Raw genomic sequence first — 21,153 nt, 5'->3', positions numbered from 1 at the left:
TCACTTGTTCATTGGTTCATTAGGCGAACGCGGGGCGGGTGTAATATATGCTAAGCTATAAGTCCCAATGAACTAATGAACCGATGAACAAGTGAACAAAAGAGATGATAAAAAATTACTTTAAAATCGCCTGGCGGAATATCTGGAAAAGCAAGGTTTTTTCGGCCATCAACATTTTTGGGCTGGCTGTGGGTATGGCGGCCTGCATTGTGATCACGCTTTTTGTTTATTATGAAAAAAGCTTTGATAACCTGCATACAAAAAATATCTATCGCTTAAACGAGGTGCAAAAGTTTGAGGGAATGGGCGCCACGCAAAAAGTAGCCTTATCTATGTTCCCTATGGGCCCGACGCTTAAGGCCGATTTCCCGGAAATAAAAAACTTCACGCGTGTGCGCTGGCAGCAAAAATTTCCGCTCAACAACGGGCTTAAACGCGTGTATATGCCGCAGGTGTTCTTTGTGGATTCGGTTTTTTTGAAGATGTTTGATTTCAAGCTATTAAGAGGTGACAGGGCGACCGCTTTGCTAAAGCCGCGAAGTGTTTTATTAACCGAAGATGCAGCCAAGCGTATGTTTGGTAATGACGACCCGATAGGTAAAACCGTGACCAATTACGGGCAGGATACCATAACTTATTCGGTTACCGGCATATTGGCCAACGTGCCTAAAAACTCACAGCTACAGTTTGATTGTTTATTTTCATTCAGCAGTATTTATAAACCCTGGATGTTTACCAATTGGGGCGGCAACTGGTTAAATACTTATCTTGAATTGGCACCGGGCACTAATATGGCGGCACTTGAAAAGAAGTTCCCGGCCTATCTTCAAAAATATAAAGGTAAAGATGGTCCTAAAAATTACGAGCTCTTCCTGTTGTCCCTGAAAGATGTTCACGCAAACTCGGCCGATATAGGGTTGGACTATATCAATTATCAAAAATTTGATAAACATATCACCAACCTGTTTACAGTTATAGGGATCATTGTTTTGGTAATAGCCTGTATTAATTTCATTAACCTTTCAACCGCGCGGTCGTCGGAGCGGGCAAAAGAGGTTGGCGTACGTAAGTCTATTGGGGCAGGGCGTATTCAGCTGGCCATGCAATTTTTGGGTGAAACGGTGTTACTTTCTCTGATAGCTTTAGTTTTTGCCTGTGTTTTGGTGACCCTTGCTATTCCTTTTATCAATAGTTTAAGCCAGCGTGATATCAGTTTGCCGTTGCATGATAATAAAATGCTTATCGCAGTGATGTTAGTAAGCACAGTGCTTGTCGGCATGATATCCGGTATATATCCTGCACTCTTTCTGTCGTCATTTCAGCCGGTCAAGGTATTAAAAGGGGCTTTAACTTCAGCAGGAGGCAATAAGGTGCCGCTGCGTAATATTTTGGTTGTTGGCCAGTTTACGAGTGCTGTGATTTTAATGGTAGCTACCGTTTTGGTTATCAGGCAGCTTAAGTTTATGCAAAAAAAGGATCCCGGTTTTAACCGCGATCAGATTGTTAACGTTCCCTTAGGTTTGATTCCGCAAAATAAGTATGATCTGTTTAAGCAGGAATTACTCTCCAATTCAATAGTGCTGGGAGTTACCGCATCGCAGGATATTTTAGGCAGTCATCTCGATCAAACAGGGATCTCATTTAAACTGGGCGATTCGCCTTTGCGTCAGCTTACGTCAACATTGTTGGTGGTTGATAATAATTACCTCGATCTGTATAAGATCAAGCTGCTGATGGGAAAGAATTTTTCTACCGATACTTCGGCCGTTTGGAAACAGTATATCATTAATGAAGCGCTGGCTAAGGAACTGCTGAAAGATCATAAAGGAAAAAATATGGAATCATTACTGGGGCAAAGGTTTGGTTTTGATTCGTTGGGTGTGATTACCGGAATAGCCAAAGATTTCAATTTCAATTCCCTGCATTATAAAATTGAAACGCTGTTCCTGGTAAACGGTAAGGGGTTCAACCAAATGTCGGTTAAGGTCAACGGCGGCAGGGCTAAAGATGCTGTTGCATTTATCCAATCAACCTGGCAAAAGGAATTTCCGGGGATACCCTTTGAATACCAGTTTCTTGACGATCATTTTAAAGAAGTTTACAGTGTTGACAATCAGGTAAGCACTGTAGTAAGTATTTTAGCTGGGTTGATCATCATTATATCCTGTTTGGGATTATTCGGATTGGCATCATATTCGGCCGAGAAACGGGTTAAGGAAATAGGGGTACGCAAGGTGCTTGGTGCATCGGTACAAAATATATTACTGCTGCTTTCGGGCCATTTTGTAAAATTGGTGCTCATTGCCAACGTTATAGCATGGCCGATAGCGTTTTATGCCATGAATAAATGGCTGCAGGATTTTGCTTATCGCATTGATATTAGCTGGTGGATATTTGGCATGGCTGGTTTTACATCACTGGTTATAGCTTTTGCTACTGTAAGCTTCCAGGCCATTAAGGCAGCAATTGCTAATCCGGTTAAGAGCTTGCGTTCCGAATGATTAGTCGGGAGCAGTAAGTTCTAAGTACAAAGTCTTAAGTAAATGCCTTACTATTGGTTCAATTAAGCCAATATGTAAGGCTTCTGCAATTAAAGACTTTGAACTCCCGACTTTGGACCATTGACTTCAAATCACTGTATCATAACCGTACGCATCCTGTTACATAAGCGTACAGTAAAGTTTTGATATAATGATTTAATGTATTGATAATTAGTTAGATATAACTTTGGTATGTTATTGATATGTTAATAGCAAAATGATGAGTATTATTGTTTAACTCATTTATTTACTAACAACTAATTCAATAACTAAAAATGTTATCACTGCAGCATATTTCAAAGTATTTCCAGGTAGGGGGCAACAGAAACATCATCCTCAATGATCTTAGCCTTGAGGTTGACGAGGGCGAATTTATTTCGATCATGGGTCCTTCAGGTTCGGGCAAATCAACGTTGCTTAATATCATAGGTATGCTCGACGAACCATCAGACGGTTATCATTATTTTGAAGGGCATGCGGTGCATCAGCTCAAAGAAAAACAACGTTCGGCTTTGTACAAGCAGTACATCGGTTTCGTTTTCCAGGCTTACCATTTAATTGATGAGCTTACCGTTTACGAAAATATTGAAACCCCACTTATTTACCAGGATTTTAAAAGTGCCGAGCGTAAAGCCATGGTTGCCGATATGCTCGATCGTTTTAACATCGTTGGTAAAAAAGATCTTTTCCCGGCGCAGTTATCGGGCGGGCAGCAGCAGCTTGTAGGCATAGCCCGCGCGCTTATTGCCAAACCCAAATTGTTATTAGCCGATGAACCAACCGGTAACCTCAACTCAAAACAAGGGGAGGAAATCATGGAACTGTTCCGGAAGCTGAATAAGGAAGATGGCGTAACTATTATACAAGTTACCCACTCCGAAAAAAATGCCGAATACGGTTCGCGCATTATCGATCTGCTGGATGGCAGGATCGATTCATCAAGAAAACTCTGAACTCAATAATAAAATGCGATACTATAAATTACTATTTCTCGGTCTTGTTACGTTGTCGTCGGCAAAAGCGTTTGGCCAATCTGATACATCACTTTCGTTGCAGAAATGCATTGATATTGCTATAAAAAATAACCTTGATGTAAAGCAAAGCGAATTAAAGGCCCAAAGTGCCCGCATTGATTTTATGCAGGCTAAAGAAAATATGCTGCCAACTTTAAATGCTAATATAAACCACGGTATAAACCAGGGGCGTAATATTAACCCCTTTACAAATACCTATGTAAATCAGTCATTAACTTATGGTAACTATAGCCTCGAGTCGAACCTTACGCTTTTTGGCGGCTTGCAAAACGTAAATGCTATTAAGCAAACTTCGCTGGCTTACCAGGCCGGTAAAATGGATTTGCAGCAGGCCAAGGATCTGGTTACTATTAATGTGATTACTGCTTATTTGCTTGTACTGGATAACACAGAATTGTTGGCGCAGGTTAAAAACCAGGTTGATGTTTCAGCAAAGCAGGTTGAAAGGCTAACTGTTTTAGAAAAGGACGGCGCTAATAAATTACCGTCCGATCTTTATGATTTGCAGGGTACGCTGGGCGATAATAAGCTGAATGTTGTTGCGGCCAACAGCGCGTTGGAAAGTGCCAAACTGAGCTTATTACAAATACTTAATATCCCGTATAATAAAAATATTGTGCTGCAGCCTATTAATGCGCAGGACGTTGCAAATCAAACTGTGCTCTCGTCCGACCAGGTTTACGATACAGCGTTACAGCAACTGGCCCTGGTTAAAGCCGCCACGCTTCGCCGTCAAAGTGCCGAAAAAGCTGTTAGCGTAGCTAAAGGGGCTTTGCTGCCAAATGTTTCGTTATATGGTGGTTTGTATACCAATTATTCAAGCGCAGCGCAAAGCTCAGTGTTCACCGACTCATCGACCGTAAATACCGGTAACTTTATAAATACACCAGGCGGTAAGCAACCAGTTTTAACTACGCAGGCCAATTATGTAAATAAAGATATCGGCTACTATGACCAGTTTAAAAATAATTACAGTACACAGTTTGGTGTAAGTCTGAAGATCCCGATCTTAAATTATTTTCAAAATCATAATAAAGTAGCCAAAGCAAAGATCGATTTGCTCAATTATAAGTACATAGAAGAAAATACTAAAATTAAACTGAAACAAGATGTTGAACAGGCTTATCTTAACATGACGTCGGCCTATAACAGGTATACTGTGCTGCTTGAGCAGGTTAAAGCTTATGCCGAGTCATTTCGTACTGCCGAAATACGGTTCAATGCAGGTGTTTTAACTTCCGTTGATTATGTAGTAGCGAAAAATAACCTTGATAAATCAAAGATAAACATGATCAATGCCCGCTATGACTGTTACATTTATAACAAAATCCTTGATTATTACCAGGGCAAATTAGCGTTGTAAATGCGATAAGACTAACACAGCCTATACTTTTATTAAAGATTATAAGTTAAATATCCGGTTAAACATTACTGAATTATCAGTGGGGTTTAGCTGGATATTTCTAATTTAGCAGCGGTTTTGCAAATAATAAGGTTTGCCAAGACTTAATACATCATTCAAACACCTAAAAAAATGAAAAAAGCAATTTTACTATCCTTATCTATTTTTTTACTGTCAGTCGGCGTTTCAAAAGCCCAGGTAATCCCGAGCTTTTCTTTCGGCCTTAAAGGCGGTTTAAACTATTCAACATTTCCCTCAAACGGAGTTTTTAACAACGATAATAAAGCAGGTTACCAGGCTGGTGCATGGGCACGGATAGGTGGCCTGGGCTTAATTTTTCAACCCGAACTTTATTATACTAATAAAAGCGTAACTGTAAATAATGGAGGTGTTTCAAACAAACAAAGCTTTAAAAGTTTTGATGTTCCATTACTTGTAGGAGCTAAAGTTGGCGCCTTAGGTTTAGGTGGAAGGTTTTATGGTGGGCCAGTACTTTCATTTACAACCGGAAGAGACAGGGATGCATTTAACGATGCAACAGCTTTAAGGTATAAAGATGCCAACTACGCAATACAGGTAGGTGCAGGTGTTGATATCAGCAGCCTGTCTATCGATCTTCGTTACGAAGGAGGTTTAAATAAAATAGCTTATGGTAACGATAATTCACACACACGTGTTAGCTTGTTCAGCCTTGCTGTAGCTTATAAATTGTTCTCATTATAGTTTCCCGGTCCCTCAAAAAATACTGAAAGACCTGCCGGCGTGCGGGTCTTTTTTGCGTTAGATCAAAGTATAAGCTTTACTGTTGTTCGTGTTGCGCAATCGATTGTATATTTAGTATTATATTTTAGCTTTTATTTGATAGAATAGTATTATGCTTATTGTACAACGTACACCTATATTTATCTGCCATTTATCCGTCAGTTATCTGTTTAAACGCGGGTTTCGGACGTTTCCTAAAATTCAGGGCAGATGAAAAAGCGTCTTCGTACATCATTTTATCAATTTTTATTTGTGTTGTCGCTGATAGGAGGCAATGCTTCTGCTCAAACCGATACAACTTCGAGGCCTATCCGACTCAATCAAATAGGCTTTTACCCGGCTGCCATTAAAAAGGCTGTTGTTTTAAGTGACAGAGGGGGCGACTTTTTTATCCAAACCATTCAAAAGCAAACAGTATTTACTGGTAAGCTGCAGCCATCACTTAAACCGAACTTTGCCGGTCATATTGTTCAATCGGCCGACTTTAGTACGTTCAGCAAGCCTGGCAGGTATGTGCTTTATGTCCCATCTGCGGGTTATTCTTATCCCTTTGAAGTTAAGGCCTCGGTTCATAAAGATGTTGCCGCCGCTGCTATTAAAGCTTATTATTTTATGCGATCGGGTACACCCTTGCCCGAAAAGTATGCCGGCAAATGGCACCGGGCCGAAGGTCATCCTGATACTGTTGTACTGATCCATCCATCTGCCGAAAGTGAAGGGCGGAAGGCTGGCTCAATAATCTCATCACCGCGCGGTTGGTATGATGCCGGCGATTATAATAAGTATATAGTAAATAGTGGTATTACCACTAGCACACTGCTTTCTTTATATGAGGATTTTCCCGCCTACATGAAAACAGTTAAGCTTAGTATCCCCGAAGGCAGCAACAAAATTCCGGATGTTTTGGATGAGGTGCTTTGGAACCTGCGTTGGATGCTCACTATGCAGGATCCTGTCGATGGCGGCGTATATCACAAGCTTACCAATGCCGCTTTTGATAAGTTTGAAATGCCTGATAAAGACACATCGCCACGTTATGTGGTACAAAAAGGTACTGCGGCTACGCTTGATTTTGCAGCGGTTATGGCACAAGCGTCCCGCATTTTTAAACAATATCCTAACGACCTACCGGGCTTATCCGATTCATGTATCAATGCTGCTCAAAAAGCCTGGACTTGGGCTGGTAAAAATCCGATGGCGGCATACCGGCAGGATGAGATGAACAAAAAGTTTGAACCGAAGATTACTACAGGGGGGTATGGCGATAATAACTTTACCGACGAGTTTATCTGGGCGGCATCCGAGCTGGCAGTCAGCACCGGTGAGGTTGACTATCTTAAAAATATTGATCTTTTGCCTGATGGCCGGATGCCGGTACCTACATGGTCGCAGGTTAGGCTGTTGGGGTATTATACGCTGATCAAAAATGATATAACAGGGAAAACTGTGCCGGCGTTGCCGGAAATAAAGAAACGGCTTATCAACACTGCCGATGATATGATCAAAGGCGTTGACTCAAACGCTTATCAAACAGTGATGACTAAATCCGCCAGGCATTTTGGCTGGGGCAGCACATCCGAGGCCGCAAACGAAGGAGTTCTGCTTATCCAGGCTTACAAGTTATCGGGCGATAAAAAATACCTGGATTATGCTTTAGCAAATCTTGACTACCTGCTCGGTCGTAACGGCACTGGTTATTCCTTTGTAACAGGGTATGGTACTAAAACGCCAATGCATCCGCACCACAGGCCTTCTGCAACTGACGCTATAGTTGACCCAATACCAGGCCTGCTTGTTGGCGGCCCCAATCCAGGTATGCAAGATGGTGTCACAGTGCCATCAAAAGTGCCCGATGAGGCTTATATTGATAATGAGCACGCTTACGCCGCCAATGAAATAGCCATAAACTGGAATGCCCCGCTGGCTTATCTGGCTAATGCGTTAGAGGCTTTGCAACACAAGTTAGCGAGTCAGATCCCAAGATGATAAAGCATTAGGCATATATCTGCGACAGATCAACCTTCAAGAATCGGCAGGTTGTAAGACTTTATTGTCGCAATAAAAAGAAAGCGCTTCCCCAATTAATTAGAAGCGCTTTTTATTTTTTAAGAACTTATGAGGTCTCTAAAACTTCGTAAGTTTGAATTTATCGTTACTTCATCACCTCAACCCATTGTCCTTTCAATAAGCTGCTGATCTGGTTATTATACATCGCCTCGCAGTAAACCGCCGGTAAATAGTATTTACCGGTGTATGCTGCATTAAGCATTACATAATAGGTTGATTCCTGCCCTTCGTATAAACTGAAATAAGTATTAACCCTGTCATCACGGATGTCGCGGTAATCAGAAGGGGATGATTTGAATGCTTCATCACCGAGCAGCCGCGTGTTTAAGATTTCCCAACCCGAAGGGAAGATTTGGGTGAGGGCGAGATTATCATACCTGCCGCGTTTGCCCGGATTTTTGATGTTTACCTGCGCCACAAAATCAGTTCCTTGTTTTAACGAGGATGGATCTATTGGCTTGCCTTTAAGCGAGAAATAGCCAACGCGCATTTGCAATACATCCGGATTAATAATTGATTTGGTATCCTGCCCTGATGATGGTTGTCCTTTTTGTATCAGCCTAATATACAGTTTATTGTTGCTGTTGTTTTTGAAGTAAACTTTACCACCATTGCCTGCCAGTGCTCCCTGCCATAAATACGAACTTGTACTGATGGTTGTTTTAGCGCTTCCTGCTGCATAGTTAAATTCAAGTTTACCGGCAGGTTTGTTTTGACCATAGAATTGCGCCAATGCTATCAGCGAGTATGCTGTAGTTTGGGTGCTGTACCAATCGTCCTGTGATAAACGTGCGGCAACTGTATGTACCAGGCCGGCTGCTTTTTGTTTTTGGCCCAATAGGGTAAGAGTTTCCAGTATCATAGCCTGATCCCTTAAATCGGAGCCATAGGTGCCGTAGAGGCTATTGTATGGCTTAACGGTGGTGGATAATTTTGCTATCATCCTCAGGCCAACTTCGGGTTGCCCGGCAAGTTTATAGGCAGCAGCAAGGCGCCATGCAGCTGCATCACTCAGCAAAGCAAACTCACGCAGCCGGTTCATTGCGCCCATTTCGGGTGAGCGGGTGAGGGCCAGCAGGTATAAACGATAGGCCTGAGTAAGGTCATCTTCATAATAATATGGCTGCTTGCGTGGTGCCCAGCTCAGGGCTTTTTCTTTTTGATACTTTCTCCAGCGGTCAATAAAGCCGATCGGCATGCTGAAGCCTTTTGCTTGTGCCGCTAACATGAAATGCCCGGCATAATTGGTTCCCCACTCATCGGCTTCGCCGCCGTAAGGCCAGTAGCTTAAGCCACCCCCCTGTACCTGGAAGCCATTGAGCCTGTTAATGGTGGCTTTAATATTCCGGTCAGTTTCGGCCCTTTGTTTTGGTGAAAGGTCGAGCAACTGGTTCAGGTATAACTGGGGGAAAGCTGATGACGTGGTTTGTTCCACACAACCATGCGGATATTCGATTAGGTAATCCAAACGTTTTGAAAGGTTGAGCGGCGGGATATAAGCTACTTCGAGCGTGGCTTTATTAGTGCCGTTGATGCCAACCGGTTGATAATCGGTGTTCCATGCTTCGCCCGGCGCAAGCTCTTTCTGAATAATGCGGGTAACCGGCGGGTTAGGATTTCGCACATTAAGATCAACATCATAAGCCGCTGTTTCTGAACCGCTTTTGGCAATTATTTTTACCTTGCCTACGCCAACAAAATCCTTAACATTTAAATCAAAAGTTACCATTTGGTCACCGGGCTTGTCAAAAGTCAGCGTCTTTTGGTTATTGCCGCTAAGATTGCTGAAAGCATTGCTTTGTACCTGCACGCTAACGGTTTTGACATTGTTTTCCATAGCAAACACAGTAACCGGCAACTGAATGCTTTCGGACGGGCCGAGAACTCGGGGCAGGGTTGCCAAAATCATCAGCGGCTTTTTAACTGCTACCGCTTTTTCAGCTATACCATAAGCACCGTTGTGCCCGGCTACTATCATGGCTTTAACAGAACCCACGTATTGAGGCAATATAAAGCGTTGTGTTTGCTTTTCGCCGGCATTGAGGTGGAAAGGCCCAAGGAATTTTACAACAGGTTTAAAACGGTTTACAGACACGTTTTTGTTGTTGCCGAGATTCCCATCTCCTCCTATGCTTAAAATTCGCTCCAGCCCTCCGCCAAACGCGCCTATCACATAGTCAAACAGGTCCCAGGTTTTTACGCCTAAAGCTTCATGAGCATAAAAGGTATCATGTGGATTCGGCGTTTTGTAATTGGTGATATCAAGCAGGCCTTCATCAACAATTGCAATGGTATAGGTCATTTCCTTGCCCGATGCTTCGGATACGGTAATGGCCGACTGTGTTTCCGGCCTGATCTTATCAGGCATGCTGATGATCGGTTTCAGGACCGTTTCTGGATTTTCGACCTGCAGCGGAATGGCGCCATACATGCGGATAGGAAGGTCATTAACCGTTTGCGAATGTTTTTGAAGCAGGGTAACGTTAACAAAAACGTTCGGTGCCATTGTTCCATCAACAGTAAATGTATATCGGGTTTGTCCCTTTTTCGTATCTATCCAGGTTGTTTTTAAAACCTTGCTGCCGTTTTCAAAACTAATCAGTGCTCGACCAGCTTCCCCTGTTGGAATGGTCAAAGTTGCCTCATCGCCAACTTTATAAGCAGGTTTATCTGAAGTGAAAGATAACATTGCGGCCTCGGTAGGATTGGTGGATTGTAACCTTTCCGACCAGTTTGGCCAATCCACATAAATGATCTTACCTGTTGAATGTCCGGTTTGTTCATCTTTAACTTTAATAAGGTACCGGCCCCAGTCGGCTTTGTTAATATGCAGCTTCCATTTGCCTGCGCCGTTGGTCAGATTTACGGTTTCGGTTTTAATGAGTTTGTTGTATTTATCCTGGGTAAAGTTGCTCATTTCATTACCGGTTTGGTCCCACCACCAGCGCCATTGTACCTTGTATAGTTCAACCTGCACGTCGCGGCTACCCGGCAGGGCGTTTCCATTCACGTCCACATCGGCAATATCAACCATATGATCTTTATCGGTAATCAACATGCCCGAAAGGTCACTGCCTTCAGGTGTCTTGATCCCTACGTAGCCTGGGTAAACGTTATAAGGCATGCTCACCTGGTTGATGCTTAAATTACCGCCCGGCTCAAATACCTTAACCAGGAAATTCGCACGAAGCTGACCAGGGGCCTGTTTCTCCACATTTACATTGGCGTCAACATCGGCCGTACCTGTTTCGCTTAGTTTGCCATCAAAAACGGTTTGAACCTGCGTATTAAAAGCCAGTGTAGGATCATCAAAAACATAATCCTTATATTTTTTGAAGCTGGTATTCTGTGCCGATAAATAAGCATCAACTTTGGCTTTTAAGTTTTGGGCCGCACCACCAAAAAGCCATTGTGCGCTTAGTTTTCCATTGGCGTTGTTTCCTTTGGTCAATTCAGCAGCCCCGCCGAAAGACAAGCTAAGCTTAAGCCGGTTAGGCATTATGGTTTCAACCTTTATTTTTTTCTCAAAAGTAGCGCCTCCAACTTTAACCTTAGCTGTCCAGTTACCAGTAGGGGACGAGGTTTCCGTCGCTGTATGGAAACTGTAAAATCCATCTAAGCTTTTGGTTTGGGTAATGCGCCTGTAAAGCTTATCACTCGGATCATATAATTCAAACTCAACAGGGTGATCGGCAGGAAGAGTTTTTAATTTATCCTCCAGAATAAAGGATGTATAAATAGAATCACCAGGGCGCCAAACGCCGCGTTCGCCATAAATAAATCCTTTGAGGCCATTCTGCACTTCTTCACCGCCAACGTTAAATCTTGACAGAGGTAAAGAGCTTCCGTCATCCAGCTTTAGGTAACCGCGCTGTACGCCTTTTTTGGCTACCAACAGGTACGGTTTACGCTTCAGGTCGAATTTGGCAAGCCCATCGCCGTCGCTGGTTGTTTTGTAAATCACCTGTTTTTGGTAGTCAAGTAATTCCAAATCCACGTTATTCATCGGCTGGGCACTAAGTATATCAGTAACAGCTATCAGCATACTGTTATCATTGCCACGTTTGGCAATAAGACCAATGTTTGAGGATATGATGTTTCGGGTAGCCCAGCGCTGCTTGCTATAATACGAATCTGTGCACGCATCGTCGCGTTCCTGCCAGTTGTAGCCTTCGGGATAGTAATTATCATAGCGCTTCCAAAAGTCGTCGTCCTCGTCGCTTACTTTTGATGAATTGTCGCTGTATTCACCGCCATAGTATTCGCCTTCGTCACTATCACCGTTATCTTTTTGAACTTTACCGCTATAAACCTTGCAGTTGAACAACGAGTACGACCGCCTGAAACCGATTACCACGCGATAGATAGCGCCGGGTTCAGTTCGGATCATCTGGTCAAGATCAAGCATAAAGCGGTTTTTCTTGTGCAGGTTAAGACCTTTATCATTATCCAGGCGGATAGTTTTTTGCACTATGGGCTTACCAACCTGCCTTAATTCGGCACTGCCGTCAAAACCATTGCTTTGAAAGTATTGAGGTACGTTGTTTTCGTAGATCTTGATGATGGTGACATCAACCGCGTTCAGGTTAATTGCTTCAAACGGCATCATAATGCGGCCCGAATCGGGGAGGATCACACCCTTGCCGGGGATAGTAACTGCAGGCAAACGATTTTCAAAGAATAAATTAGCGGTATAACCCTTCGTGATCCTTTTAAGGAGCGTGTTTTTAATGCCTTCGTTCACAGATATGGTGTAATCCCCCTGCAAACGATCAGGTGCGTAAACTTTGACCAGGCTGCCATCTATGCTATAAGCAGGATCAGTTATATTATTGATTGTGATAAGCCCGTTAAGCTCCTGGCCAACCAAAATGTTATCCGAAAACTGTACTTCAACATACTGATCATTGTCCTGCACAGCGCGGATATTCAGTACCTTAAAATCGCCAATGGCGGGCACTTCAAAACTCTGGTTACCTTTTTTATCTACGCCAATGCTGCTGCCATCCCACTTAATAGTAAGTGGATTGGCTTTGCCTGCAATACGGATTAAGCCGGTTATGGTAAAATGATGGTTTTTGTGGGCAGCGTCATGCTCCCAGTTTATTTTTACCGGAGATGCGTAGTTGGATATGAGGATCTTATCAACAGCCGATGGATCTTCTGCATCGGCTGTTTGTACATCGCCAGTCAGTTTCATTTCGGTGTTTGAAGTGCTGGTTGCAGTTTGCATGCCAACAAATGAAACCGTAAAATCGGGCTGAATAATCTGGAAATTAAATTTAAAGTGCTCAAAATGATCCGACACTTCAATAAGCTTGCCCAATTTAAAATCGGCAGTATAGTTTTTACCGGGGTCGAGCTTTTCATCGGGCCTGAACTCGATGGTTCGTGCATCCGTCCAGATAGCCTTTCCTTTTATAGCCGGTGAAAAGTTGAAAAGATCTTCGGTTATTTCCTCATTTTGTTGGTGCGTTACCTGCACGTCATTGGCCAGCCTGATGCGAATGGGGCTCTGTTTGGAAATAACACCAGTTGTATACGACTCGATATACTTGCTGAAAGCAGGATCAACTATTGTTTTTTTATGGCCATGAGCTACCAGGTATACGATGAGTAATGCAAGAGCAATGGTAGTGACAACAGTGATTAAGGTTCGGCGTTTGCGGAATTGATTGTATCCGTTTTCCATGAATAGGTTTATTTATTATCAGGTAAATTATGAAATTTATGACAATAAATAATTTAAAGCGAAAATTATTTTATCATAACCCCGGGCTTATTTAAAACCGGGATCTTGATAAAATTCATCTCCACAATACTTTCAGGAAGGAATATAAATTTCTTGTCGAAAATGTCTTTGCCTATATAATAGCTGAGCCAATATTCGTTATTAAGGCCGAAGGTTTGCTCATCAATAGGCTCGATAAGCTTATATGCTTTGCTGTCAACAACAGGGATCATATGTCTCAGGGTAGAGGTTTTTACCTGTTCGCCGTCCTTTTCCCCATAGCCTTTTGAGGTTATGAGCACGTTTTCGATCGGCTCGTTTTTAAGGTTAATGAGATATACATACCATACCTTACTTTCCACGCTCTCGCTCTCCAATGCTACCGCGATAGCAATATCCTTTACATTATTTTCTGGCAGGTCTTTTTTCATTCTTTTGGTTGATTGGGTTGATTAGGTGAGTGGTCTAATTGCATTGCTAAACCATTCACCTAATCAACCATTCACTACTTCTTCTTTGTTGCCGCTTTTTTCTTAGCCGGTGCTTTTGTTGCAGCGGGTTTGGCTGAGGCAGCAGCTTTACCAAAGCGCCCTTTTTTAGCATCCTTCGGTGTTGCGTCGGCGAGTGCCTTGCATTCTTCGTACGTCAGGGTCAAAGGATCTTTATCTTTGGGTATTTTAACGTTCAGCTTGCCAAATTCAATATAAGGCCCCCAGCGCCCGTTTAATACTTTTACGTCCGGGTCTTCATCGAAAGATTTAATCAGTTTTTCCGCATCCTTTTTGCGCTTTAGGTTAATGAGTTCAATCGCTTGTTCTTCAGTAACATCATGTGGGTCGATTTCTTTAGGTAACGATACAAAAGCGCTGTTGTGGCTAATGTAAGGTCCGAAACGGCCGATGGCCACTTTCATTACCTTGCCTTCATACTCGCCCACAACTTTGGGGAGTTTGAATAGCTCAAGTGCCTCTTCAAGGCTGATGGTCTCGATACTCTGTCCACTGCGAAGACTTGCATAAAGGGGTTTCTCTTCGTTTTCGTCGGTAGCGCTCTCTCCAACCTGCACAAATGGCCCGAAACGACCTATCCTCACAGAAACTTTTTTCCCACTTTCAGGGTGGATGCCTAATTCACGTTCGCCGGTTGCTTTGTCGGCTTTTTCAATAGTGCTCTCAACCTCCTTATGGAAAGGGTTGTAAAAATCATGGAGCATAGCTGTCCACTCTTTCATACCCTGAGCAATTTCGTCAAATTGTTTTTCAACGCTGGCGGTAAAGTTAAAGTCAACGATATCCTTGAAATATTGAACCAGGAAATCGTTCACCACAGCACCGATATCGGTTGGGAACAGCTTACCTCGTTCGGCACCGGTATTCTCCGTTTTTTCTTCTTTGGTAATGCCGCCTGCTTTCAGTGTTAACACCCTGAAATTACGTTGCTTACCTTCGCGTTCTTCCTTAACTACATAACCGCGGTTTTGAATGGTTGAGATAGTAGGGGCATAGGTTGACGGGCGGCCGATACCAAGCTCTTCCAGTTTTTTCACCAGGCTTGCCTCGGTGTAACGGGCAGCCGGGCGCGAAAAACGTTCTGTAGCCGACATCTCCTGCAGAGCTAAACGCTGACCTTTGGTTAAAGGAGGCAACATCGCGTTTTCGCCATCTTGCTGTGGTTCATCTTCATCATCCTGCGATTCAAGGTAAACTTTCAGGAAGCCATCAAATTTCATTACCTCGCCGTTTGCCACTAAATCTTCACTACGGGTTGAGATACTGATTTTTGCAGTAGTTTTCTCAAACTGGGCTTCGCTCATTTGCGAAGCAATGGCACGTTTCCAGATCAGCTCATATAAGCGCTTTTCTGCGGATTCACCATCGATGGAGTGGTTATTAAAATAGGTTGGCCTGATCGCCTCGTGTGCTTCCTGTGCACTGGTATTTTTGGTTTTATATCTTCTTTGCTGATGGTATTTTTCGCCATAGGCTGATACAATCTCGCTTGCCGCCGAATTTAAGGCCAGTTCAGACAGGTTTACCGAGTCGGTACGCATATAGGTAATGTAACCTGATTCGTAAAGCCTTTGTGCAACTTGCATAGTACGCGCAACCGAATAACCAAGTTTACGGCTGGCTTCCTGCTGCAGGGTTGAGGTAGTAAATGGCGCGGCTGGTGAACGTTTTGCCGGCCGGGTATCCAATGACTTTACGTCGAAGTCGGCAGCGATGCAATCCTGTAAAAACTTTTCAGCATCTTCCTGTTTAGCAAAACGTTCAGGTAGTTCGGCCTTGAAAGCTTCTTTGCCTTTGCCAAATATGGCTACGATTTTAAATGCTGCTTCTGATTTAAATTTATTGATCTCACGTTCACGGTCAACAATAAGCCTTACTGCAACTGACTGTACACGACCTGCCGAAAGTGATGGTTTTACCTTCTTCCACAAAACAGGGGAGAGCTCAAAACCTACCAACCTGTCTAAAACACGGCGCGCCTGTTGGGCATTAACAAGGTTATAGTCGATTTTACGTGGTGTATCTATTGCTTTTAAAATTGCCGGCTTAGTGATCTCATGAAAAACGATACGCTTGGTATGCGTGTCCTTCAGATCCAATGTTTCAAACAAATGCCAGGAAATGGCCTCACCCTCGCGGTCCTCGTCCGATGCGAGCCAAACCATTTCGGCTTCCTTAGCTAACTTCTTTAATTCGCTAACTACCTGCTTTTTATCTGCCGGTACCTCGTATTTTTGTTTAAAGTTATTAGCTATATCAATTGCATCTTCCGACTTAACCAGATCACGGATATGCCCATAGCTGGACTTTACGGTAAAGTCCTTACCAAGGTAACCCTCAATGGTCTTAGCTTTTGCAGGTGATTCAACTATCAGTAAGTTTTTGGCCATTTAATCAGTTTTAGTTTTTGCAAATAAAACATAAAGTAAGCGAAACACCAATTAGTTTTTGGTAAAAGGTGCAAAAGTTGAAGGCAAAATATGTTTTAAGTTGAGAATTTTATGAAAAAATGCCTTTGGAAATTATATTCTTGCAAAATAACTAAACTCATTTTAACAAAATGATAACAAGCAAATGCGGCAGCTCGCATTGTCAAGCTTAGAAAATGCAGGAAATAGGGTGTTTACATCAGGAAACCACCGCCAACAAGGTCATCTCCTTCATAAAATACAGCTGATTGGCCCGGCGCTATGCCTGATACATTATGATGAAAATCAACTTTCATATGTTCGCCCATTTGAAGAATGGTGCTTTGCGCTCCGGCATCTTTATAACGGATTTTGGTAATGGCTTCGAGCGGCTCATTTATATTTTCATATTTAATGAGGTTGAGGTTTTTTACCCAGGCTTGTTTGCGTTCAAGCTCGTCGGCGGTGCCTAAAACAACTGTATTGGTGGTAGGATCGATGCGCGTAACAAACATAGGATGTCCTAATGCCACGCCCAAGCCCTTACGCTGGCCAATAGTATAAAAAGGATAACCCTGGTGTTTGCCCACTACGGTGCCGTTGGTAAGTACAAAATTACCCGGGCCGATACGTTCGTCAAGGTCTTCAACTTTATGGCGCAGAAATGAGCGATAATCGTTATCTGGTACAAAGCAGATCTCGTAACTTTCGCTTTTACCTGCAAGTTCTATTTGGCCCATATCGAGCGCCATCTGCCTGATCTCGGGTTTTGAAAAACTACCCAACGGGAATTTAGTACGTGCAAGGTTTTTTTGAGATACCCCCCATAACACGTACGATTGATCTTTATTGGTATCCCTACCTTTTGATATCACGTAACGGCCATTGTCCTGCAAACGGATATTAGCATAGTGACCGGTAGCTATAAATTCGCAATCGAGTTTATCGGCACGTTTTAATAACGCTTCCCATTTAATATGAGTGTTGCACAAAACGCATGGGTTAGGGGTACGACCAGCCAGGTATTCATCAACAAAGTTATCGATCACGAAATCGCCAAACTCATTGCGGATATCTAATATATAATGAGGGAAACCATAACCAACGGCAAGGGCACGCGCATCATTGATGCTATCTAAACTACAGCAGCCGGTTTCTTTTGAGCTGCCGCCCGATGAGGCATAGTCCCAGGTTTTCATGGTTAAACCAATAACTTCATAGCCCTGTTCATGCAGCATCACCGCCGCCACCGAACTATCAACCCCGCCGCTCATTGCCACTAATATCCTGCCATGCTTACTCATAATGCTGCAAAGATACCTATTTGATTTTTATGTTAACACAAGCTTAGTCAGTATAGGGTAAAATGTATTTAGATAATCATTATTTTGTGTTAATTAATAGTTAATTAAGATTGTTATTCAGAATTTTACATTGGTTATATTAAGTAAAGATGATGGTAAGATACAAGACAAAATTAGGATAAATGTTGTTTATAAATCCTGATTTTGCCGCTGTTAATTTCATTGTTTCTTTAATATAAATTAAAATGCTCCGATAGCTACATTCTTAATATCACATTAATATTGTATAATAAGGCAAAAAAATTTAATCTACTTAGTGTAAAAAGGGCTGATTAAAAAAGGGAATTAAACGGGCGCTCAGAGAGTTCATTTCGTTGTAAAAAGTGTGTTTGTAACAGGTGTAGGTGATACACTAATTTCAACATTAAAAGACATTTGTTGCTAAAATTTTAAATAATAAATGTAGAGTTGACTATTATAAAAACAAGCAACATTATTTATTAAAAAAAACGTAAAAGTGATGCTGCCTATTGTAACGGACCTATTACATTATAAATTTGCTATATCCTAATTAATAAAACAATGTTAACTCAATTAACTTTAGAACAAAAATTACAGGGCGTAATTTTAGTGATTATTTGCTTTATTGCAGCAGCCAACTACTTAATAAAGTAACGCTTAACAATACGAATAAACACGTTAAGGTGCTTACTACACAGAGTAAGCACCTTTTTTATGCGATATGTTTTTTGCAGGATATTTTACGGATTGCGTGTTTGTCCGTTGCCTTTAACTATCCATTTGTAACTGGTAAGTTCTTCCAGGCCCATAGGACCGCGGGCATGGAGTTTTTGAGTACTGATGCCAATCTCGGCGCCAAGACCAAACTGGGCGCCATCAGTGAACGCTGTTGATACGTTTGCATAAACAGCTGCAGCATCCACATCATTTAAAAATTTAGCAATGTTTTCTGCATTTTCAGAGATAATGGCTTCACTATGTTTTGAACTGTTTACAGCGATATATTCTAACGCTTCAGTAAATGAACTTACCGTTTTAATAGCCATCTTCATCGAAAGAAATTCAGTACCAAAGTGTTCCGGACTGGCTTTATGCAAAAGGTTGGAGGGATAATTGCTTTTTAACGCTTCAAAGGCCCGTTCATCGGCAAAGATCTCTACTTCTTTTTCGTTTAGGATGTGTGCCAGTTGCGGCAGGTCGCTTAAGCGCGCGGAGTGGATGATCAAACAATCTAAAGCGTTGCAAACACTTACCCTTCGGGTTTTTGCATTGGCGATAATTTCAGCACCTTTCTCTACATTGCCCGATTCATCAAAATAAGTATGCACAATACCGGCACCTGTTTCAATAACCGGTACCTTGCTATTATCCCGCACAAAATCAATCAGCGACTGGCTTCCTCTCGGGATAAGCACATCAATATAACCAATTGCATTCAGCAAAGCTGTTGTAGCCTCACGTTCGGCAGGGAGCAGGGTAACTACATTAACATCAACGCCATGCTTTGTTAATACCTTATGGATAACTGAGATAATGGCCCGGTTGGAGAAATCGGCATCACTACCACCTTTTAATACACTGATGTTGCCTGTTTTAAAGCAAAGCGCAAAAACATCAAAAGTAACATTGGGGCGGGCTTCATATATAACACCTACTACGCCAAGCGGTACGCGTATTTTTGATATCGATAAGCCATTAGGCATTTCGGTAGCCGAAAGTTGTTTTCCAAGCGGACTGTCCAGTTGGGCTACGCTTTGCATATCGCCTGCAATACCTTTGATGCGGTCGGCAGTCAGTTTAAGCCGGTCGTATTTTGGATCGGCCGGATCCATGCGGTCAAGGTCTCGTTGGTTTTCGGCCAGGATATATTCGGTTTGTGCTATAGCCTCGGCAGTAACATCTTCCAAAATCTTATTGATGATGGCGGGAGCAAGGGGAGCTTTGCGGCTTGCTTCACGTGCTTTATCAAAATAGCTGTTATAGTTCATTTTTTAGCCTTGTAAGTAAAGATAATCATAGTGTACCAGTGCCTTTTGGTTTTTTTGGCCGATGCGTTCACGGGCCTTATCTGCACCATATTCGGCAATGCCTAAGCCAATTAGCTTATCGGTATCATCAATCAGTTTAATAATATCTCCTTTTTTAAAGTCGGTTATTACGCCAACAATACCAACGGGTAATAAACTGGTTGCTTTGTTTGAAATTAACGCGGCTTTTGCACCGGCATTGATCAGTACACTTCCGGTTGCTGATTTTTCGGAATGGGCAATCCATTTCTTTTTACCCGATGCTGTTTTATTGGGAATGAAGCGGGTATGTGTAACCTGGTTTTCCAAAACATCTGTTAAGATCTGATCACGTTTACCATTGGCTATATGCACTGAAATACCAAGCTGGGCGGTTTTTTGCGCCATGGTTGACTTCGTGATCATGCCACCTCTGCCAAATTGCGAACGGCCTGATGATACAAAACTTGAAAAATCAAGTTCATTACCGCTAACCTCATCTATCACTGCCGAACCAGCTGCTTTAGGATCGCCATTGTAAATGCCATCAACGTTGGTGAGGATGATGAGCGCATTAGCGTTTAGCATAGATGCTATGAGGCCTGCCAATTCATCATTATCGGTAAACATAAGCTCGGTTACTGATACCACGTCGTTTTCGTTTACCACAGGGATCACCTCATATTGCAGCAAAGCCTCAAGGCAGTTTTTCATGTTGAGGTAGTGCATCCTGTCCCTGAAATCCTCGCGGGTAACCAAAACCTGCGAGCATAGTATTTGAAATTGCTCAAACAAATGCGAATAGGTATTGATCAGTTTTACCTGCCCAATAGAGGCCAGTACCTGGCGGGCGGCAACAGCATCTGATTTTTCTACTACCGTGATCAGGCTACGGCCGGATGCCACAGCTCCTGATGAAACCAGAATCACTTCGGTGCCCTGTTTTTTTATCGCAGCTATCTGTTCAACCAAATGGGTTATCCGAGGCAGGTCGGGGAGGCCGTTTTCCTGAGTAATAACATTTGAGCCGATTTTGATAACGATACGCTGATAATTGAAAGCCATTAGTACAGTACAGATTGAGGCTTCAATATTACAAATTTGGGAGAAATTAGGCTTTGTTTATTTTGAAATATCCAGTAAAGTGATGGATTTTATAGTGAAATGGTGCGAAAATCATCAAAAGTTTAAAAAAACAGACAGGAAAGCTTGACAGTCTGTATTAAATTTATATTTTTGTCGACTAATTCTATAGACAATGTATCATATTAATGCAATTGCCGTTCAGTCCATGTTAAAAATGCAGCTCCTAACTGCAGTATGTTGTTGTTGAGCGTAACCCTCATTAACGATAACACAATTACTAATC

At 42.5% G+C, this 21,153-nt stretch carries 11 protein-coding genes; 5 read left to right on the top strand and 6 right to left on the bottom strand.

What is annotated here, in order from left to right:
- Positions 1 to 104 precede the first annotated feature (104 nt).
- The 5 genes from MusilaSJ_RS04775 to MusilaSJ_RS04755 all read left to right on the top strand — a co-directional run bounded on the left by MusilaSJ_RS04775 (position 105) and on the right by MusilaSJ_RS04755 (position 7,724).
- On the top strand, positions 105 to 2,501 hold the full coding sequence (locus tag MusilaSJ_RS04775) for an ABC transporter permease (protein WP_274988913.1): 2,397 nt from the start codon (positions 105 to 107) through the stop codon (positions 2,499 to 2,501).
- A 314-nt stretch (positions 2,502 to 2,815) separates the two neighbouring features.
- The gene (locus tag MusilaSJ_RS04770) at positions 2,816 to 3,493 is read left to right on the top strand and encodes an ABC transporter ATP-binding protein (protein WP_176624504.1); all 678 of its coding nucleotides are present in this window, start codon (positions 2,816 to 2,818) and stop codon (positions 3,491 to 3,493) included.
- A 13-nt stretch (positions 3,494 to 3,506) separates the two neighbouring features.
- Positions 3,507 to 4,937 carry a TolC family protein gene (locus tag MusilaSJ_RS04765; protein ID WP_274988912.1) on the top strand — a complete coding sequence of 477 codons (1,431 nt, stop codon included), beginning with the start codon at positions 3,507 to 3,509 and terminating at the stop codon, positions 4,935 to 4,937.
- A gap of 171 nt (positions 4,938 to 5,108) precedes the next feature.
- Entirely contained in the window at positions 5,109 to 5,699 is a 591-nt protein-coding gene (locus MusilaSJ_RS04760) for a porin family protein (RefSeq protein ID WP_176624508.1), read from the top strand.
- A gap of 249 nt (positions 5,700 to 5,948) precedes the next feature.
- Positions 5,949 to 7,724 carry a glycoside hydrolase family 9 protein gene (locus tag MusilaSJ_RS04755; RefSeq protein WP_274988911.1) on the top strand — a complete coding sequence of 592 codons (1,776 nt, stop codon included), beginning with the start codon at positions 5,949 to 5,951 and terminating at the stop codon, positions 7,722 to 7,724.
- A 166-nt stretch (positions 7,725 to 7,890) separates the two neighbouring features.
- Here MusilaSJ_RS04755 and MusilaSJ_RS04750 read toward each other — a convergent pair whose 3' ends face one another.
- The 6 genes from MusilaSJ_RS04750 to proB form a co-directional block, all read right to left on the bottom strand.
- The gene (locus MusilaSJ_RS04750) at positions 7,891 to 13,497 is read right to left on the bottom strand and encodes an alpha-2-macroglobulin family protein (RefSeq protein ID WP_274988910.1); all 5,607 of its coding nucleotides are present in this window, start codon (positions 13,495 to 13,497) and stop codon (positions 7,891 to 7,893) included.
- Positions 13,498 to 13,562: 65 nt separating this feature from the next.
- Complete coding sequence (locus MusilaSJ_RS04745) at positions 13,563 to 13,967, bottom strand: hypothetical protein (RefSeq protein ID WP_090525388.1); 405 nt, start codon at positions 13,965 to 13,967, stop codon at positions 13,563 to 13,565.
- Between the two features lie 74 nt (positions 13,968 to 14,041).
- Positions 14,042 to 16,435, bottom strand: coding sequence for a type I DNA topoisomerase (gene topA, locus MusilaSJ_RS04740; protein WP_274988909.1), 2,394 nt, complete (start codon positions 16,433 to 16,435; stop codon positions 14,042 to 14,044).
- A gap of 233 nt (positions 16,436 to 16,668) precedes the next feature.
- On the bottom strand, positions 16,669 to 17,757 hold the full coding sequence (mnmA, locus tag MusilaSJ_RS04735; protein WP_274988908.1) for a tRNA 2-thiouridine(34) synthase MnmA: 1,089 nt from the start codon (positions 17,755 to 17,757) through the stop codon (positions 16,669 to 16,671).
- A gap of 761 nt (positions 17,758 to 18,518) precedes the next feature.
- Positions 18,519 to 19,766, bottom strand: a complete 1,248-nt coding sequence (locus MusilaSJ_RS04730; protein ID WP_274988907.1) for a glutamate-5-semialdehyde dehydrogenase — start codon at positions 19,764 to 19,766, stop codon at positions 18,519 to 18,521.
- Between the two features lie 3 nt (positions 19,767 to 19,769).
- Positions 19,770 to 20,849, bottom strand: a complete 1,080-nt coding sequence (gene proB / locus MusilaSJ_RS04725; RefSeq protein WP_274988906.1) for a glutamate 5-kinase — start codon at positions 20,847 to 20,849, stop codon at positions 19,770 to 19,772.
- Between the last annotated feature and the right edge of the window lie 304 nt (positions 20,850 to 21,153).

Source organism: Mucilaginibacter sp. SJ (genome assembly GCF_028993635.1).
GTDB lineage: Bacteria > Bacteroidota > Bacteroidia > Sphingobacteriales > Sphingobacteriaceae > Mucilaginibacter.
Note: the sequence above shows the minus strand (reverse complement) of the source record. Positions and strands in the feature narration are given on the sequence as shown.